This window comes from Acinetobacter sp. S-1, assembly GCF_059579785.1.
Map to the genome: position 1 here is coordinate 3,213,026 of NZ_CM184207.1, position 18,390 is coordinate 3,231,415.

15 protein-coding genes and 2 pseudogenes are annotated in these 18,390 nt (G+C 37.1%); 6 read left to right on the plus strand and 11 right to left on the minus strand.

Annotated features, from left to right (window positions below; all coding sequences use genetic code 11):
• Positions 1-9 precede the first annotated feature (9 nt).
• From AC52J8_RS15450 to AC52J8_RS15460, 3 genes and pseudogenes are all read left to right on the plus strand, one after another.
• Positions 10-420, plus strand: coding sequence for a RidA family protein (locus AC52J8_RS15450; RefSeq protein ID WP_086400259.1), 411 nt, complete (start codon positions 10-12; stop codon positions 418-420).
• Between the two features lie 15 nt (positions 421-435).
• On the plus strand, positions 436-1,626 hold the full coding sequence (locus AC52J8_RS15455; RefSeq protein WP_496538851.1) for an MFS transporter: 1,191 nt from the start codon (positions 436-438) through the stop codon (positions 1,624-1,626).
• A gap of 142 nt (positions 1,627-1,768) precedes the next feature.
• Positions 1,769-1,834: pseudogene (locus AC52J8_RS15460) on the plus strand (hypothetical protein); the annotation flags it as partial.
• Between the two features lie 143 nt (positions 1,835-1,977).
• Here AC52J8_RS15460 and AC52J8_RS15465 read toward each other — a convergent pair.
• From AC52J8_RS15465 to AC52J8_RS15490, 6 genes are all read right to left on the minus strand, one after another.
• Positions 1,978-3,315 carry a 5-methylcytosine restriction system specificity protein McrC gene (locus AC52J8_RS15465; protein ID WP_086611588.1) on the minus strand — a complete coding sequence of 446 codons (1,338 nt, stop codon included), beginning with the start codon at positions 3,313-3,315 and terminating at the stop codon, positions 1,978-1,980.
• The gene (locus AC52J8_RS15470; protein ID WP_086611590.1) at positions 3,316-4,470 is read right to left on the minus strand and encodes an AAA family ATPase; all 1,155 of its coding nucleotides are present in this window, start codon (positions 4,468-4,470) and stop codon (positions 3,316-3,318) included.
• The gene (locus AC52J8_RS15475) at positions 4,460-5,044 is read right to left on the minus strand and encodes a hypothetical protein (protein WP_086611592.1); all 585 of its coding nucleotides are present in this window, start codon (positions 5,042-5,044) and stop codon (positions 4,460-4,462) included. The genes AC52J8_RS15470 and AC52J8_RS15475 overlap by 11 nt, the downstream gene beginning before the upstream one ends.
• On the minus strand, positions 5,041-7,248 hold the full coding sequence (locus AC52J8_RS15480) for an Eco57I restriction-modification methylase domain-containing protein (protein ID WP_086611594.1): 2,208 nt from the start codon (positions 7,246-7,248) through the stop codon (positions 5,041-5,043). Before AC52J8_RS15480 ends, AC52J8_RS15475 begins: the two co-directional genes overlap by 4 nt.
• A gap of 17 nt (positions 7,249-7,265) precedes the next feature.
• Positions 7,266-8,312: a DNA adenine methylase gene (locus AC52J8_RS15485; protein ID WP_086611595.1), complete on the minus strand. Its 1,047-nt coding sequence runs from the start codon at positions 8,310-8,312 to the stop codon at positions 7,266-7,268.
• Positions 8,313-8,680: 368 nt separating this feature from the next.
• Positions 8,681-9,463 carry a hypothetical protein gene (locus tag AC52J8_RS15490; protein ID WP_228149123.1) on the minus strand — a complete coding sequence of 261 codons (783 nt, stop codon included), beginning with the start codon at positions 9,461-9,463 and terminating at the stop codon, positions 8,681-8,683.
• A 134-nt stretch (positions 9,464-9,597) separates the two neighbouring features.
• Between AC52J8_RS15490 and dusA the strand changes: the two are divergent.
• Positions 9,598-10,615: pseudogene (gene dusA, locus AC52J8_RS15495) on the plus strand (tRNA dihydrouridine(20/20a) synthase DusA).
• Positions 10,616-10,950: 335 nt separating this feature from the next.
• Positions 10,951-11,463: a hypothetical protein gene (locus tag AC52J8_RS15500; RefSeq protein ID WP_086400261.1), complete on the plus strand. Its 513-nt coding sequence runs from the start codon at positions 10,951-10,953 to the stop codon at positions 11,461-11,463.
• An 8-nt stretch (positions 11,464-11,471) separates the two neighbouring features.
• Here the strand turns inward: AC52J8_RS15500 and AC52J8_RS15505 are convergent, their stop codons facing one another.
• Positions 11,472-12,371, minus strand: a complete 900-nt coding sequence (locus AC52J8_RS15505) for a LysR family transcriptional regulator (RefSeq protein WP_086400262.1) — start codon at positions 12,369-12,371, stop codon at positions 11,472-11,474.
• Positions 12,372-12,467: 96 nt separating this feature from the next.
• On the opposite strand from AC52J8_RS15505, the gene AC52J8_RS15510 reads away from it, so the two are divergent.
• Positions 12,468-12,590 (plus strand): hypothetical protein, encoded by a 123-nt coding sequence (locus AC52J8_RS15510; protein ID WP_002117232.1) that lies wholly within the window; start codon positions 12,468-12,470, stop codon positions 12,588-12,590.
• Positions 12,591-12,654: 64 nt separating this feature from the next.
• On the opposite strand, the gene AC52J8_RS15515 is transcribed toward AC52J8_RS15510, so the two are convergent.
• From AC52J8_RS15515 to AC52J8_RS15530, 4 genes are all read right to left on the minus strand, one after another.
• Positions 12,655-13,416, minus strand: a complete 762-nt coding sequence (locus tag AC52J8_RS15515) for a tRNA threonylcarbamoyladenosine dehydratase (protein ID WP_032035284.1) — start codon at positions 13,414-13,416, stop codon at positions 12,655-12,657.
• 332 nt (positions 13,417-13,748) lie between these two features.
• On the minus strand, positions 13,749-16,505 hold the full coding sequence (acnA, locus tag AC52J8_RS15520) for an aconitate hydratase AcnA (protein ID WP_032005569.1): 2,757 nt from the start codon (positions 16,503-16,505) through the stop codon (positions 13,749-13,751).
• 124 nt (positions 16,506-16,629) lie between these two features.
• A complete protein-coding gene (locus AC52J8_RS15525; RefSeq protein WP_086400263.1) occupies positions 16,630-17,442 on the minus strand; it encodes a TatD family hydrolase in 813 nt (270 codons plus the stop codon).
• Complete coding sequence (locus AC52J8_RS15530; protein WP_086400264.1) at positions 17,442-18,383, minus strand: RsiV family protein; 942 nt, start codon at positions 18,381-18,383, stop codon at positions 17,442-17,444. The genes AC52J8_RS15525 and AC52J8_RS15530 overlap by 1 nt, the downstream gene beginning before the upstream one ends.
• Between the last annotated feature and the right edge of the window lie 7 nt (positions 18,384-18,390).

Sequence of the window (18,390 nt, forward strand, 5' to 3'; positions counted from 1 at the left end):
TGAGTTCCAATGAATCAAGAAACTTTTAAAATCATAAATCCATCAACTTTATATAACCCAACGCCAAATGCTTATAGTCATGTTGCTGTAGTGGAAAGCTTTAAGAATATTATTCATGTAGCAGGTCAAGGAGGCGAAAATTCCCAAGGTGAATTAAACCCAAGTTTTGAAGAACAAGCGAACCAAGTTTTTGATAATATTCAACATGCTTTAAAAGCAGCCAATGCAGAGCTTAGCAATATTGCTGTATTGAGAGTTTTAGTTGTTGACCACTCGGTCGAAAAACATCAAATTTTGATTAAAATTATGCAAAATTTATGGAAAAATCATCCTTTTCCTGCCTGTACACTTATTCCTGTGCCGCGCCTTGCGCTAGAACACATGCTTATTGAAGTTGAAGCAACGGCATACACCCAATAAAACTGAGAGAACGTCATGTCTACCCCTGAAGATATCAGTCAAAATAAACCTTTGCTTTGGTTGATGGCAGCAGCATGCGGTTTATGTGCAGGTGTGAATTATTATTGTCAGCCTCTCATTCACTCCATTCAGCAAGAGTTTGCTGTAACTCAAGCACAAGCTGCTTTAACAGTGACATTTGCTCAGGTGTCTTATGCCCTCGGTTTACTCTTTATTGTCCCATTGGGTGATATTGTCAATAAAGCCAAAGCTATTCCGTTTTTGATGGTGCTTTGCGCAGTTGGTCTATTTACATCTGCTTTTGCTGTGAACTTACCCATGTTGTGGATTGGTACAATTTTAGCGGGATTATTTTCTGTTGCTGCCCAAGTCCTCATCCCACTTGCCACAATGACCGTAAAACCCGAGAAAACTGGCGAGATCATTGGTTTTTTAATGAGTGGCTTATTGGTCGGAATTTTACTCTCTACCAGTTTAGCTGGCTTATTTTCCAACCTTTTCCACTGGAAAGTAGTGTATGTCGTCAGCGGCGTATTAATGCTTCTGTTGGCATTTACCTTAAAAAGTCGCTTACCTTATGTCTTGCGTATGAAAATGAACTATGGACAAATATTTGTTTCCATGGCTCAACTCTTAAAAGAGGAAAAGCGACTATTATTAAGAGCGCTTACAGGTGCTTTCGCCTTTGCCGCAGTCAGTATTCTGTATTCCACCATCGCCTTACTTTTAACTTCGACACACCATTTACCCGATCTATTTATCGGACTAGTCCCACTAGTCGGTATCTTTGGGGCATTATCAACACGCTATATTGGTAAATATGCCGACCAAGGCTACACACGATTACTTACATGGATGGGTTGTGGACTGTTTTTGGTGAGCTGGCTTTGTTTCTATTTCGGACAAACCCTCCTTTCTAGTTATGTTATTGGCTTTGCTTTAATTCAATTAGCACTCGCGCTCGTTCATACCAGCAACCAGAGCATTATTTTCCGTTTACGTCCAGATGCCAAATCTCGTATTAATGCCATCTATATGACGACTTATTTTATTGGAGGAGCTGGTGGCTCTGCCTTAGGGATTTTTGCTTGGAATCATGGCGGGTGGACTATGACATGTGTTGCAGGTGTAGCTCTTGTTCTGCTTTGTATTTTATTTAGTGTCATTGATGCTTTCTTACAAAAAAAGCAGCTCGCTCACTCATAAAGTAAATTGTTATAAATCATCTTTCTATATTCAACATAAGGGTGGTTATAAATTACTCGGTTAAATGCCACTGTCGATTCAGGGCTAAACCCCGTATAATGCTGCCCTTTCATTAATTTAGCGACTTTTGGGTCTATTGGCTATGCAATCACTTCAATCGTTACAACCTCGTATTTCTGTCGCACCTATGATGGATTGGACACTAAAAAAATAATAATTGATATATATCAATACATTAATATAAAAACAAAAGAATAAGGTGTAAATTTGGCGTAAAAATTAATTATTAGCTAAAAAACTAGGGAATTTATTATAAATTCCCACTATTCAACACAATTTGAATGGTTACGTTTAAAGAGTAGATGACTTTTGTTTATGAGAATGGCAGCGTCCTACTTCGATAAGATATTTACGCAACTCTTTGGCAAACTCTTTCAATCCCCCTCGTTTTGCTATCCCTCTAACTTCGATAGATATTCCATAAATATTAATATCTTCGACTTGGATTTCCTCAAAAATTGAACAACAACCTACTGATTTTTTTTCTTCTGTATATATTGCAGGATAAATCAACGCCACTCTTTTGCATCCCACAGCTCTAGAAAAAGCTAAAGATTCATAAATATCTGTCTCAGCAATCCTGTCCCCACCTTTATCTATATGCCCCTTATACTTAGCATCAACAATGAAACTTACATTTTCTGTGTCATCAAATATTAAATAATCTGGTTCTACACTTAATTCTTTTTTCATTGAGTCAGATTTAATTCTACAACCAAGTCTACTTGATGGCTGTCTTTGTATATTTTTTGAACCAAATGCCATATGTAAAGCAATTGATATTAAATCTTCCCATACTCTCCACGTTTGTATAACGAACCCTGGTGCCGCCAAAGTACCTTGTAAATAATTAATGCCAAAACCATTTTGAATATTTATCGATAATTCATAAAGAGTTTCCCAATCCTTTGATCTTGACGGTATAACGCGATTACGTAAATTTAAACTTTTCTTAAATTGTGGAGAAAGTTCACTTACAATTCGTAATAGCCCTCCTTTTAATTCTGCTTCAGTAACCTCATTTGAGAGTATTTTGGCTGCTGTCAGTATATTAAAATTCCACTGATTCCTTTTATCAAATCTAAAGACACTTTGTACAAATCCATCTGGAGAAGGATTAATTAAATCCATTGGATCAGGATCACCTTCGTATTCAAAACTTTCAAAGGTAAATTTTTGATAGTTTCTTATCGGTCGCCTTTTTCTACTTTCATACATTTGAATAAAAGACCTTGCCACTAAATTAGCTAGATCTCTATGTGCACTAGTAGAAGATCTTAAATTTTCTCGAGGAAGCAAAGAACCATAGCGAGAAAGAGTTAGTAAAAAAAAGAAATCCTCTTTCCATTCAGAATGGGTGTCGTTAAGTCCCAAAAATTTTGGTGCAATTTCCAATTCAATGGTAGGAGATAATCTTATAATTCCAGCAAAAGCTTTAGCAGAAACTCCACTTGTACTAATAACCAAAGAGTTATTTGTAACCTTTAATTGCTTTGATATCCGTAAATCTGCATCTATTAACAACTTCAGAACTTGCAACTCTGGCAGCCCTGTAGAAGCTTTTATTTGCTGAACTAGACTATTAGGCTTCCCATACTCAACCAGAGAAAACCTATGATTCTTAATCATTTATTTTTCTCTAATAAAAGACTTTAGGATTTTAAAAATATTTTTTTCTGATAAATGATCAGGGCGATTTAGTTTCAACCGCAAAGTATCTCCAAATTCAATCTCTTCCAAACTATACGGATTTGTAGAAGTAGAATTTAATGCATTGAATGTGACTGCAATTCCTTTTAGATCACCAAAAAATAATTCTTCAACATGTGCAATAATTTTTTCCCATCCTCGACATAAAGCTTCGGATGCATCGCTAGGAGTCATTTTACTAATATCTTTTTCAGACATTAGAACACCATGACCTATTTGAAATTCTTCACCTCTACCAATTGATATAGCTAAATTTATAGAGCACCACGCTCTAACTGAGGCCTCAAATAAAATATTTGGCGTTAAAGTACCTTGATTATTAAAATCAATTATTTTATCAGAATCTGTTAATTCATAATAATTTCTTAGCAACTGTTCGTTAGGTAATAGCTTAAATGGTTCAAATCTTCGCAAAAATGCTACATCTAAAGGATCAACTGAAGCATCAGCCTGATTCAGGGCACCCAAAATATATAGATTTTCTGGTAACGAATACTCCCCTAACTCCCCAGTATCAGGATGAAGTAACTCAAAAGAGTGAGTCGTATTTTTTTTAGATCCATCCACTCCCAATCTTTTATCAGATTCTATGGCGACTAGTGTGTCACCAAAAATTTGTACAGCAGGACCTCTGTTTATTTCATCAATAATAATTAAAGCTGCGCTATTTTGTTGTTTTGCAAACTCACTAGCTCTATATAAAATCCCTTTTGTAACTTTAAAATTTAACCCATTTTGATTAGCACTTACAACAGGCATAATACCTGTCACGAAATCTCGATACTTAGTATTTTGATGAAAGACTGTCTGAAATACTTTTCTATTTTGAGCAGTAAAAGTTGGAAGAACAGGTCCATTATTACTTGAAGGTGGAGGTATCGCGACTCCTCCTGTTAAATTCAATTTAGGCTGCACACCTTGAGTATTAACCTTATTAATATTTTGGAATGCCTCCGCAACCTCAGCAAGTAAGGTCGATTTACCAGTACCGGGCGCACCAGAAATTAATACATTTTTAGATTTCATTAAGGAAGTTAAAATTTTTATAACTTCACTAGAATAGTTAGTTGCCATTACAATAACACTCCTGTGTTTGTAAATCGTAGTAGCCTATAACTGCTTTATTACATGCCCGATCTTTATCAATGCAACCCAATATTGCCTTCTCTACTCTTGGATCCCATTGTCCTGAACGCAAGGAGTTTTCCTCAGCAAAATATGGCCAAACTCGACCGTCATCAGTTTGAATGAATAGAAGAATGATCTTATTACTAGCACTACCTTGAGGAATTTTAGAAGGATCAAAACATTCATATTCAGGCACTCTTACAATACGCCCTTCAGAAGGTCTTGCATCAGTAGGCGGTTCAAAAAAAGAGTCTTTTTCAACTAAATTTCCATCTTTATCTAGCCAAGAAAACACTCCCTTAAAAACTTCTAATTCTACCTCTGCTTCTCCACGTTTTCTTTTTTCTAAAGTTACTTGAGGAAACATTTTTTTTATTGCTGGTGCTAATTTTTTATATGCCCCAAATCTAAAATCTCTAGCACCACCTCCTGTTGGAGAATCGTTAGAATTAGCCTGAATTTTTCTTAGATCCCCCGGCATCAATTCTTTATATAAAATTCTAACAACCAAATTACTCATTTTGATACTCTCAAATTACTCATTGCTAACTGTGATGGTATATAGCCAACCGCCCCTAAATTAAAAGCTTGCTTTACTCGTTTTTCCCAAAAGCTATTATCTAATTTCAATTTTTTAGCTAATTGATTCATTACAAGATCAGTTGTAACTGTAGATCTTTTTTCATTATTAATAGGTGATTGACCTCTATCTAATAATTGAAAATCATCGAGTATTAGCTTCATTTCATCTAAATTCAAATTAAATGCCATTGCAATCTCAGCATCAATTTCAGCTCTAAGCAAAGCAATTTGAAATTTATTTTCGTCGGTCAGATTTCCCTTTTCTAATAGGTTTCTAATTTTAGAAATCAGATCAACTAATAGATTCCATTCTTCACTAGATTTTTTAAGCTTAGGTAAAGGAATGCTTTGTAGTAGAAAATAGTTAACGGTAGTTGTTAATACTCGCCTTAACATCCAATCAAATACAAAACTATTGCTAATTGCAGTCCACACAATTAAACGCTCTAAACTTGTATCATGAGGAAATGTAATAGTCGGAACTTTATTACCACAAATAACCCCAGGTGGAATAATAGCAGAAGTCAATGAGCGTTCGTTTGTTTGACCAGCAATATCACAAAAACCTACTCTATATTGCTTAGAACGCTCGACTATAGAATGTGGTAAATCTTCAATTCTCAAAAAAAATTGAGGTTGGAGTTTTTCTTCCCCAATATCGTAACTTTCCCAAACTGCACTTCGCCCATCTCCTTTTACATACCCTTTCACCCCTAATCTATGCGCATTTACCATGCGTCCTTCAATTAATGGTAAAGAATGTATGTGTTTATCCTTATAAAATAGTCGCTTATCTTTTGTCATATCTATCTCACGACAAAATTTTGGCGACCATCCATAATTTTCATCTTCCCATGAACAAGAATTTGAGAATAACTTATTGAATAGATTCCAACTCTCAATATTCTTTACTTCTGGAATACTTAAATCTCTTCTAACCTTTTCCAACTCATGTAATGGTATATCGGATTCAGATATTAAATATGTATTGTATTCTGCACCCTGTTCATGGGTTAACTTAATAATAGAGTTAGTTTTAACTATATTAGGATTTTTAGTTAATTCCACTAGTAAAAATTTAAACCTAGTATCTATAGAAAAAAATCTAGACTTATTATCAAAAATCGAAATGGTAGTAGATTCGGAAGAACTTAAAATAGTTTGACGGATAGTTTGAGTTCCTTGAGAACGGATAAATCCTCCAGGAATTAAGATAGAAACATGCCCATGATTTCTACACAATCTAAAAGATAAATCCATAAATGCGATATATAAATCAGGATCTCCACATCCTAAAATAGGATATTTTTTAGACAACAACTTTGAGTAACCACTTACTTCTATTTTTTTATTATGGAAATCTGTTTCATCTAGTTGTTCAATATTTTGTCCGTAAGATCTCTCGACACCATTCGCTTTAAGGTATTCATGTTTTGAAATTTTAACTTTTTCCCAGGGTGGATTACCAATCACTGCATCAAAACCATTTGGACACATCCCAGTCCAAATCTCATCTTCTGCCAGAAGACTATCCCCACAAAACCACTTATTTCGCATATTAATAAGTGCATCAACATCATCAGTTAAGGATGCTAAACTTAACACTGTTCCTCTTAAAGAGTTTGCTGAAAGGTCGGCAGCAAAGACTGAATTCTTTAGCCATGAAGAGATCATATTAGGTGTTTTTTTATGAAACTCTAGCGCAACAGCAGTCAAAAGAATGCCAGCTCCACAGGCAGGATCAATTATTTTGTCATTTGGAGTGATTTTCTCAATTAAAGCTCTTGCTAAACGCTGAGCCAATCGAAAATCGGTATGATAAGCACCCGTAGTTTTTCTATTGTGTTCTAATAAATCTTCTCGTGACAAAATACTCAAAATCAATGGATACTCGACAGGACTAATTTCAATTAATCTTTTTAATTCTTTTATTAATTCTGTAGTTTCCGCACTAAAAGATAAGTGTTTGATATTAAATTTTTTATGAAAATTTTCAATATCAAATCCACCAAAATAAGATGCTATAGTTTCCAAAACTTGCAATCTGACTTCGTGGCTATTTCCTAAAGGAGTGATAATTTTTTGTAAGCTCTTTTCAATGTCTGAAAGATAATCCCATTCTAATGGACGTGGCGAACTCATAAATACTTATCCAACTCTTAACTATCTATAGATACTTCTGATTCATTATTCAAATGAATCAGATACTCATTAACTTCAGATGCACTTTCACTTGCAATCTTATTAGGTCTGTATCTACCAATTTTCCCCAAAGGAATTACTTTAATTTCCCGTCCAAAAGTTCTTAGCTCCTCCTCCATTTCACACATTGGAATATGCCCTTCACTACTATATGAAAGAAGAATATTTTGGGCTTTTAAACTTTGGATTAATCGTGAAAGAGTTTTCAAAGCTCTAACTTTATAACAAAAATCAGAGGCTTTATCTTTCCATGGTCTAAGACCCGCGACGCCCTCAACTTGAGGAGAATCCCACCAAGCTATTGTTTCAAGTATATGGTAATAACTTGCATATTGTCGTTTAGTATATGGTGGATCTAGATATACGACATCTTGATAAGAATTAGGTACATCAAAGACATCCCCAACAAATACCTGCACGTTTACCTTTTGTCTCTTTAATTTTCTAGGAACTAAATATAGGTCTCCTTCTGACTGCTTAGTCCACTTAGCCATAAAACAACCAAAAGTGCCGGCAATATTAGCAACTTTATTTAGAGCACTAAATAAATCTGCTATTAGCAACCTTTTTTCTATTTCAGTAATTAAATTATTCTCAGACCATGCAGAAATTTTTTCCCGAATAGCATCAATACGTTGTGCGTTGATTTCAGTAAAATAACGTCGTTCAATACCACAATGAGATAAAGAAGCTGGACTATAAGTGCGCCAAATAAATCCAGATAAAGGGTTCAAATTATTTAAAATTTGAATCGCATTATCATAACCACCTAAAGATAAAAATGGCACCTCCTCATCACTTATTAAGCGTGCATGTGCTGTAATTAGAGCAGAAAGTAGATTATCATTTAATCTAATATTCCAACCTTTTAAAGCAGCGATTTCTGCAACACTACCTGTTCCACAAAAAGCATCTACAAAAAAACCTTCATTCCTAGATTCTGGTATAAATTGTGAAATTTGGTCAACAAGCCGAGCCTTAGAACCAATATATCTAAAACTCATTTTGTTATCTGCCAATTAACTTGTTTCAATAGAATATTTAAATCTTGTGTAATCCTAAACATCAATACCTACAACATTAAAACTCTTGAGCAGAATCAAGAAAATCTCATTATTTCTTGACCGTCAAAATTTTGAATCCAATAATATTGGCAGTAATACTATCACAATCCCATCCTATTTTTTTACAAAAAATAGGATTAAAAAACAATTGCTTATCAATTACAAGAGAGCCTAAAAAAGCTCTCTTATTATATTAATCATTGGGTTAAACAACTTTTTGCTAATTCCTCAGCAAAATCACTTTTTCTCTCATCATCAGTATCATAAGTAAAAATATTATCTTGGAGACAACTCTCTTCTTCCAAAAATTAAAAAGGAGAATTTTCAAATCCCCGTCGAGCTATTTCATCTAATGCACTTTGATTAAAACCATTTGCTTTACAATCCTGATCTATTAAACGGGCTTCATTTAAAGCTCTTGCAAATCCAATCGAATCTCTTAGAGTCAAATCCACGTAATACACAGGCTGACGATAACTTTGGATCGTACTCTTGCCCCGTAAAGTAACCAAATCTTCATTTGTTGGAAGCCTATCTCTAACTTTACTAGATGAGATTTGGCGAGTTTTTCTAAGCTGTGCTGTAGCTTTATCGAAGCTACTTAAATCAATATCCATGCCCCACATAACAGAAGCATGAGACAGAACCCCTCTAATATGTAAAAGCTCATGCTGCTGTGTACTTGTTGCAATAGGTTCTAAACCAAGATTCGGTACACCTCTCCGTCTCAGAGCAACATGCTCAGCCAAATGTGTTGAATGTATTTTTGTGATAATATTGCGCGCGATTGGCAACTTCTTAATTAAGAGTAGAGCATAGCGTTTCGTCCTTCCGTATTCGCTCCCAACTTCATCCAAATATTTATCTATGGCATCTGACAAAGTTAGGTCAATTAGTTGTTCTTTGCCAAATAAAATATCTGGATTTTCTTGAATCTCGACTTCTCTTTTTTTAAGCCAGTTTTCTGCCACTTTTTTTGAATGAAATGTTTTGCTTTCAGAATATGCTGGATAGCCCTTTTTGTTGATCCGGATAGCAGCTCGGTAACTAACGTTTCCATCTGCACCTTTTCTGGCAGTAATTGACCCCATAAATTTACACCATGAACCATTTTTTTCATTATGGTGTAAATTTTGGTGTAAATGCAAACCGATTAATGCAGCTAAACATGAGTTCCCACAGATTCAAACAGGTTGTAAAACACTGATTAAAGGTATGATTTTTAATGACTATTGATAAAACCATTGAAACTATTAAATCTCCAAGAATCAGTGTAGCTCCAATGATGGACTGGACTACAAAGGACTACCGATTCTTTGCACGCTTGTTTAACCCAAACGTTGTGCTCTATACAGAAATGGTGACTACAGGCGCGATTTTATTTGGCGATGCAAAACGCCATTTGGACTATAATGCTCAAGAGCACCCAATCGTATTGCAGCTTGGCGGTTCAAACCCACAAGAGCTTGCAACTTGCACAAAAATGGCCGAAGACTGGGGTTACGATGAAGTCAACCTCAATGTAGGCTGCCCAAGTGACCGCGTACAGAATAATAAAATCGGTGCATGTTTAATGGCAGAGCCAGACTTGGTTGCTGAATGCATTCACAGCATGCAAAAGGCGGTGAGTATTCCCGTAACGGTAAAGCACCGTATCGGTATTGATGACATGCAGTCTTACGAAGAAATGCTACATTTCGTAGATACTGTCGCTGCAACAGGTTGTACGTATTTCGTTGTGCATGCCCGTATTGCTATTTTGAAAGGTTTGTCTCCAAAAGAAAATCGAGAAGTTCCTCCTTTACGCTACGAAGATGTATACCGCTTAAAACAAGAACGTCCACACCTAACCATTGAAATTAACGGCGGAATTAAAACTTTTGCCGAAACTCAAGCTCATTTACAACATGTTGATGGTGTCATGATTGGCCGTGAAGCCTATCACAACCCTTACCTACTCGCCGAATTGGGACAGCTTTGGAATTTAGAAGCGCCAGATCGTTTCGATATTATGGAACAAATGCTACCTTATATTGAGCAACGCATAGCTGAAGGTGCTCCTCTTTCAATCATTACACGTCATATTTTAGGTTTATTCCAAAACTTACCGGGTGCTCGTAAATGGCGCCAAGCACTAAGTGGCGGAAATGCAAAGACTTTAGCTGATGTTGAAAATGCAATTCAGAACATGCGAGCAAGCTATGATTCGCACTGAAGAGTATGTAAAAGAGCAGCAGGTTTAAGTTGACAACGACTTTTTAAATTGTAAGAAAATGTGGCATTTTAAATCAGAGACTTAGATTTTGAGTATATTCGCAAATGTTGGGAAAAAATATTCAAATTTAAGTTCTGATTAGTTATTTATTTATAATGATATCAATAATTTAAATTTCACAATTTTTGACCACTTCTTTTGATAAGTATATTTTCGCACCAAGGCAGCCACCTTTGGAAAAAAGATACGTTATTACATAACATAAACAAAACTTTTAAGATATGCCTATTAGTATCTCTGAACGCCACAGGTAGGTGGTGATTTTTTTAATATGGATATGGGTAGCACGGTAGAGATTTCACGATGATTATTTATGACGGACAAGTAGCTGATAATTACATGTATCAGGATTCAAATCAGGCAGCCATTGTTGTATCGCACAGCGCACCAAGCCTCCCTTATCCTTTCACCATGAAACCCAATAATCATCAAACTCAAACTTCAACCAACCCACCGATCGACGTAGAAAAGTTTGTAGAAAAATTAGAAAGCGTAACTTCTAGACGCAGTAAAGCTAGATGCGCACGTAGTATCCGTCTTGCACTCGAATCTGCTGGTGCTAATGTTGAAAACCACCCAATCGCAGCTTCAGATTGGGGCGATACTCTCAAAAAGATTGGCTATAAACAAATTGATCCAGCCTTCGACGAACCTCAAGAAGGTGACATTTACATCATTCACAGAACCCGCAACCATGTTTATGGACATATCGCAGGGTACACTGGAAGTGAATGGGTCTCTGACTTCAAACAAAATAGCTATGACGTCTATAAAGATGATAACGTCACTTATACTTACTATAGATTAGCCGCTTAATCATTTTTCTAAGATTGAAACGTTTGATAAATGAGTTCAGCACAATGCTGAATCATTTCATCATGATCTTTTCTATAGACCAACAAAACTTCTGAAAGTGACAAATAATCTGCCAAAGGTAATAGCTTGACCTGATTGGGTAATATTTTCTCAAACTCTTGGGGAACAATGCTAATACCCAAATTTGCAGCAACTAACTGTAATTGGTTTAGCTTACGTGATTGGATCGTCGCTGCTTTAGGCCAGAAGCCAGCCCCTACACACAAGTTTGAGACTAAATAACTCAAACCTCCCCGCTTAGGATGTGGAGTCGAAACAAAATATTCATCTTTTAAATCTTTTATCTGGATACTTTGTGTTTCTTTAAATTTAGGGTGATCAATATAAACAGCTGCAAATAATGGCTGCTCATATAGTTTCAAGGTCGTTATTTCTTCAAGGCTATGCAGAACTGGTGGTCTAATCAAACCAATATCAATTTCCCCATTCAGTAAAGCCAAAATCTGATGCTCAGATGACAAGGTATTTATCTCAAAATTGATTTGTTGCGTTAAGCTAATTTCTTTTAATATCTGGATCTTTCTATCATCCATAATAATACTGCTCGAATGAGCAATTTTAATCTGACGATTTTTTCCTTCTGCAATATTCTTAGAAACTCCAATAATCTCATTTAAATAATGCATATTATCTTTAATTTTTTTATAGAAGACCTCTCCTGCCGCCGTGAGTTTTACTTTCTTATCAGTACGATCAAATAACTGAAAATCAATTGCTTCCTCTAATAGCTTCATTTGCCGACTTAAAGCAGACTGAGCAATGAATAATTTCTCTGAAGCAGCAGTGAAACTCCCTTCTTCAACAATTTTTATGAAATATTGGAATTGTTTTAATGTGAGCATAACCATCTCAAAATTAGATTATTAGGTCTATTTTCTATATTAGATTAGATAGATAGCCTTCGCTAGAATTTTATCAAGACCGTTCAATTGATTGAATTATTCATGAAGTATTTAAAAGGGTTTGTCATTTTCACCGTTGTTGTTCTAATTTTATGGTGCTTTAAATTTTATGATCAGCAGTTACCCACACAACCCCAGCAAGACAACATAGAGCTGTATGATTAAATAGTTTCTCTCAAAAATAAAAAGGCATGCACTTACATAAGCACATGCCTTTTCAATATTTAAATTAGGCTTTCTTTAAATCAAGCTTTTTCAAAACTTCAGCCACGGCAATCATAGCAAAGCTTGAAGTCACCACTACCGCTGACCCATAGCCACCACAACGTAATCCCGCCGATGGGCAAACATCTGCACTAGAAAATGGATTATCGATTGAGTAAATACAGGTAATACCAAATTTCTCTTTTGGCTTTTTACAGATGCCGCGAGCACGAAGTTGACTACGTAGCTTCGCTAACATTGGGTCTTGTTCTGTTTTTGATAGATCGGCCACGCGGATTTTAAGTGGATCGAGCTTACCACCTGCTCCACCCGACACAATTAAAGGAATTTTATTAAAACGGCAATGAAGCATCAAAGCCAATTTTGCTTTAACGTCATCAATGCAGTCCAAGATAATATCAGGTACAGGATTTAAAAGTTCTGTGACATTCTCAGGTGTTAAAAAGTCATCAATAATATTAACTTTAATACGTGGGTTAATTTGGCGACAACGCTCCGCCATAATCTCAATTTTTTCACAGCCCAGAGTTGATGTCATCGCAGGTAACTGACGGTTCACATTTGATGCCGCAACCACATCCATATCCACCAGAGTCAACTCACCAATACCTGTACGTGCTAAAGCTTCTACCGCCCAACTACCAACACCACCAATACCAATCACCATCACATGACTTTTTTCATAGTGCTGGAACGATGAATCACCATAAACTTTGGCTACACCTGCAAAACGGCGGTCATATTCATCTTGTTGGAGATCGGTCATTGCTACTCTTTGGGGATATAAAACACAGAGAGTATTTTACTGCTTTTCAGAAGAAAGTGTATTTTAGATCAAAGAAAACTTGAGACTGTAATATTTAAACTCACGACAAGTCTTATGATTATTAATCAAATTATACGGCTTAAGATTTAAACTATTGATTACTAGTGTGGCAGGCGGCATGGATGCCGCTCAGTTGGGCTGCGGTATAAGGACATACCGTCAGCCCGACAAAGGATTTTTGTTACTTTTTATCCTTAAAAAGTAAGGATATGGCTATATACCCAACATTAGCCAAAGCACCCTCATTACAAGGCTATGCAAACTTAGCCAAATTAACCAGCAATCAAATTCCGAAGTACATAATGCAAAATACCACCTGCCTTAAAGTACTCAACCTCATTTAACGTATCAATTCGACACAACACATTAAAGTGGCTGGCGACTCCATTTGGCCCTTTCACATCAACCTCAAGAATTTGATGAGGCTGAACGCCATCAGACAAACCTCGAATTGATATCACCTCATGACCAGTTAAGTTGAGAGATTGTCGAGTTTGTCCATCAATAAACTGTAATGGCAACACGCCCATACCCACCAAGTTTGAACGATGAATACGTTCAAAACTTTCAGCAATGACTGCTTTTACACCTAACAAGTTCGTTCCTTTGGCAGCCCAGTCACGTGAAGAACCTGTTCCGTATTCTTTACCAGCAATAATCACAAGCGGTGTATGTTCTTGTTGATAACGCATTGCAGCATCATAAATAGCGAGCTTTTCACCACTTGGCACATGAATCGTATTACCACCCTCCTCACCACCTAGCATCTCGTTTTTAATACGAATGTTGGCAAAGGTACCTCGCATCATAACCTCATGATTACCACGTCGAGAACCATAGGAGTTAAAGTCTTTTGGCTCAACACCTTGCTCTTGTAAGTATCGACCTGCTGGGCTGTCTTTTTTGATATTACCAGCCGGTGAAATATGGTCAGTCGTTACCGAGTCACCAAGCACTGCCAAAATACGTGCCTGTTCAATATTTTTAATTGGTTTTGGTGGCTCACCAATTCCTTCAAAGAATGGCGGATGACGGATATAAGTCGAATCATCCGCCCATTCATAAGTTTTACTTTTTGGAATCTGAATGGATTGCCAGCTTTCATCACCATCAAACACCGCAGCATATTCTTTATGGAACATCTCTGTATTTACTTTCTGTAAGACAGCATCAATCTCTGCCTGACTTGGCCAGATATCTTTTAAATAGACAGGTTGTCCATCTTTACCTTGCCCAATAGGTTGCGTAGTCAAATCGGTACGAATATTACCAACTAAACCATATGCCACTACCAAAGGTGGCGAAGCAAGCCAGTTCGTTTTAACTAATGGATGTACGCGTCCTTCAAAGTTACGGTTACCAGAAAGTACTGATGCAACATTTAAATCATGGCATTGAATTGCATCTTCCACTGGTTCAGGTAGTGGGCCTGAGTTACCAATACAGGTCGTACAACCATATCCCACCAAGTTATAACCCAACTCATCTAAATACGGCGTAAGTCCAGCAGCCAGCAAATAGTCAGTCACGACTTTAGAACCTGGTGCAAGAGAGCTTTTCACCCACGGTTTACGCTGCAAACCTTTTTCAATCGCTTTTTTTGCAAGCAAACCTGCTGCTAGCATTACACTTGGGTTAGAAGTATTGGTACATGAGGTAATTGCCGAAATAACAACATCACCATGATTTAATGGATAAGTTTTTCCTTCAATCACGCAAGAAGGGCTTTCATGTTGGATATTTGCTTTTTTTGCCTCGACAGCAGTACCGCCACCACCTTCATTTTCTAAACGCTCTTTAGCTTCTTTGGCTGGTTTTAAAGTTAATTCCATCAGCGCATTAAACGTTTTAGGTACTTCCGATAAAAGCACACGGTCTTGAGGGCGTTTTGGACCTGCCAAACTTGCCTGAACCGTACTCATATCAAGACTTAAAGTGTCTGTAAAAACAGGTTCATCACCTGCATTTCGCCATAAACCTTGCGCTTTGCTATACGCTTCAACCAGTTCAATACGATCACTTTGACGGCCAGTTAATTTCAAATATCCCAATGTCACTTCATCAATCGGGAAGAAACCACAAGTCGCCCCATATTCTGGTGCCATATTAGCGATGGTTGCACGGTCAGCAAGTGGTAAATCGGCTAAGCCATCTCCATAGAACTCTACAAATTTCCCCACAACTCCTTTTTGACGGAGCATTTGAGTAATAGTCAGCACTAAGTCAGTTGCAGTAATCCCTTCTGGTAGTTTTCCTGTCAATTTAAAACCAATGACTTCAGGAATGAGCATTGAGATAGGTTGGCCCAGCATAGCCGCTTCGGCCTCAATTCCCCCTACACCCCAACCCAATACACCTAAACCATTAATCATGGTGGTATGTGAGTCTGTACCCACTAAAGTATCTGGAAAAGCAAAGGTTTGTCCGTTGTCCTCGCCTAACCACACCGCTTGAGCCAAATATTCTAAATTAACCTGATGACAAATTCCCGTACCCGGTGGCACTACACTAAAGTTATTAAATGCAGACTGTCCCCAACGTAAAAATTGATATCGCTCACCATTACGCTGCATCTCGATTTGTACGTTTTCTTCAAACGCCTGATCATCGGCAAAATAATCAACCATGACAGAGTGGTCAATGACTAAGTCTACAGGAGATAATGGATTAATTTTTTCAGGGTCACCGCCCGCTTGTGCCATCGCTGCTCGCATTGCAGCTAAATCAACGACCGCTGGCACACCCGTAAAATCTTGCATTAAAACCCTTGCAGGTCGATATTGAATTTCTTGATCTGAGGTGCGGGTTTTTAGCCATTCTGCTAAAGCATGGATGTGTTCCGTTTTAACGCTATGCTGATCTTCAAACCGTAATAAGTTTTCCAATAATACTTTTAAAGATTTCGGCAGTTTGGCAATATCCCCTAGCGTTTTCTCTGCTTGGGCTAAGCTAAAAATCTGATAATTGCTGGAACCTACTGTTAGCGTCTGTAAAGCATTAAAACTATTGATATTGCTATACTTAGCCATTGGGTTATCCTCCCACGTCTGGCAATGTTATTTTTCACGTTTTTACATGTTGTTTTCTTACTTTAAGCTTCTTTTTTAATCGCTGTGTTTTGTTTTAGTTACTATTTCTAATCTTTGATTTTTATTACGATAATTTCAATGCAGTAAGAGAGTTTTTCCACAGCAACTTAGCCAAATCTGGCTCTGGCATATTTAAATTTTCAGCCAGACTTTGTAAAACATAGGGCAAATTAACAGGGGTATTACGAGTCCGCTGTTCTGTTGAGGTTTGACAGCAAAGCGGTGTCATATCTGGACAATCTGTTTCAATCACCAAGTGCTCTGCACCTATAGCCTGCACAACCGTATGAAGTTTTTTTGCATTTGGATTGGTAATCTGCCCCGTCACACCAATTTTAAAACCAAGCTTAATAAGACCCTTTGCCTCTTCTACTCCACCACTAAAGGCATGAGCAATTCCGCCAAATTTAAATTTTTGAGCTTTTAATAGAGCGAGCACATCACCGTGCGCTTTTCGAATGTGGAGTAACACTGGTTTTTGGTATTGGGTTGCAAGCTCTAACTGAGCTGCAAAATATTGTTTTTGCTTTGCATATACATCTGGCTGCTTATGTTCTTTCAAGAAAGTATCTAAGCCAATTTCACCTACAGCCACGCAGTTTTCTTGCTGCAAGATGTGCTCAAGATGGCTCAAATGCTCTGGTTGATGCTGCTCAATATAAAACGGGTGTAAGCCTGGTGCTAAATAAGAAGTAGGCACATTTTCCCAACTTTTTAACTGATGATGAGTCTGCACCAACTCATCAAAACGTGACTGTAGAAAGCCAATTAAAACCAAAGCATCTACACCCACTTTTTTAGCCTCGAGTGCTAGTTGCTGCCGATCTTCATCAAAATCGGCAACATCAAAATGGGTATGGGTATCGAACAAATGCATTAGCCAGCACTTTTTGCAACTGGTGCCGAAGCTGGTTTAGCTTTAGGCTGTGGCAAATATTCTTCTTTCAACACATCTTGTAATTGGTCATAAGGAATGACTAATCGAGGGAGTCCAACCACGTATGGGCCAATTTCATACTCACCGTATTGAAGGATTAAACCTTGTTCACCCAACAAGAAGTTATTAGATAATTTAAATGGCCATGCTTGTTCATAGTCAGCAACATTATCAGCCAATTTAGAGTCCATCACCCATGTCTTAAAGGCTTCATGGGCTAACTTCTCTAAAGCTGCTTTTTGCTGAGGACGTAATAAATCTTCAAGCTTAATTTGCTTTTGCTCTTTTAAATCAAAATTATAATAATGCTGTGCAGCAGAGCCATGAGCCCCACCTAAATAACTACTACTGTTAAGCACTACAGTTACAACTTTACCTTGAGCCTGCAAAATCTTAGGTTTAACTAAAAGATTAATCTGATGATTACTACTTAAAGCTTTTAACTCATTATCTAGATCAATAAATGAATTTGCATAGCGCTGCACCTGTGCATCAAAGCTATTTTTTTGCTCTGCACCCGCAACTGCTGAAGCTTCTGCTTTTTGTTCCGCTTGCGTGCCCTTAGCATCAGGTTCAGCAATTTCTAAAATTTGATTTAGTGTACTTAAGATTTGTTGATCTATAATTTTGTCAATAAAAGGAAAATTACTTTGTAAACGTTCAACTGTGAATTCGGGACAAGTTTTACCATCACAATCAGGTAAAACCGCCTTACTAGGAATTGTTTCACCCTTCAAAGTCAACTCTACTGGCTTTTGTTCTTGAACAGTTGATTTCTGCTGCTCTTGAGAATCCTTAGGATCAGCTTTAGGTTGGCATGCTGCCAGAAATATAGCAGAAGCAAGCAAAGTTAATCGCAGTGAAGCTTTAGAAGATAACATCATATTT

What these genes read in the sequence shown, in the direction of transcription:
- AC52J8_RS15450 (WP_086400259.1), top strand. Translation starts at nt 10, where the DNA reads ATGAATCAAGAAACTTTTAAAATCATAAATCCATCAACTTTATATAAC.
- AC52J8_RS15455 (WP_496538851.1), top strand. Translation starts at nt 436, where the DNA reads ATGTCTACCCCTGAAGATATCAGTCAAAATAAACCTTTGCTTTGGTTG.
- AC52J8_RS15465 (WP_086611588.1), bottom strand. Translation starts at nt 3,315, where the DNA reads ATGATTAAGAATCATAGGTTTTCTCTGGTTGAGTATGGGAAGCCTAAT.
- AC52J8_RS15470 (WP_086611590.1), bottom strand. Translation starts at nt 4,470, where the DNA reads ATGGCAACTAACTATTCTAGTGAAGTTATAAAAATTTTAACTTCCTTA.
- AC52J8_RS15475 (WP_086611592.1), bottom strand. Translation starts at nt 5,044, where the DNA reads ATGAGTAATTTGGTTGTTAGAATTTTATATAAAGAATTGATGCCGGGG.
- AC52J8_RS15480 (WP_086611594.1), bottom strand. Translation starts at nt 7,248, where the DNA reads ATGAGTTCGCCACGTCCATTAGAATGGGATTATCTTTCAGACATTGAA.
- AC52J8_RS15485 (WP_086611595.1), bottom strand. Translation starts at nt 8,312, where the DNA reads ATGAGTTTTAGATATATTGGTTCTAAGGCTCGGCTTGTTGACCAAATT.
- AC52J8_RS15490 (WP_228149123.1), bottom strand. Translation starts at nt 9,463, where the DNA reads ATGGGGTCAATTACTGCCAGAAAAGGTGCAGATGGAAACGTTAGTTAC.
- AC52J8_RS15500 (WP_086400261.1), top strand. Translation starts at nt 10,951, where the DNA reads ATGATTATTTATGACGGACAAGTAGCTGATAATTACATGTATCAGGAT.
- AC52J8_RS15505 (WP_086400262.1), bottom strand. Translation starts at nt 12,371, where the DNA reads ATGGTTATGCTCACATTAAAACAATTCCAATATTTCATAAAAATTGTT.
- AC52J8_RS15510 (WP_002117232.1), top strand. Translation starts at nt 12,468, where the DNA reads ATGAAGTATTTAAAAGGGTTTGTCATTTTCACCGTTGTTGTTCTAATT.
- AC52J8_RS15515 (WP_032035284.1), bottom strand. Translation starts at nt 13,416, where the DNA reads ATGACCGATCTCCAACAAGATGAATATGACCGCCGTTTTGCAGGTGTA.
- acnA (WP_032005569.1), bottom strand. Translation starts at nt 16,505, where the DNA reads ATGGCTAAGTATAGCAATATCAATAGTTTTAATGCTTTACAGACGCTA.
- AC52J8_RS15525 (WP_086400263.1), bottom strand. Translation starts at nt 17,442, where the DNA reads ATGCATTTGTTCGATACCCATACCCATTTTGATGTTGCCGATTTTGAT.
- AC52J8_RS15530 (WP_086400264.1), bottom strand. Translation starts at nt 18,383, where the DNA reads ATGTTATCTTCTAAAGCTTCACTGCGATTAACTTTGCTTGCTTCTGCT.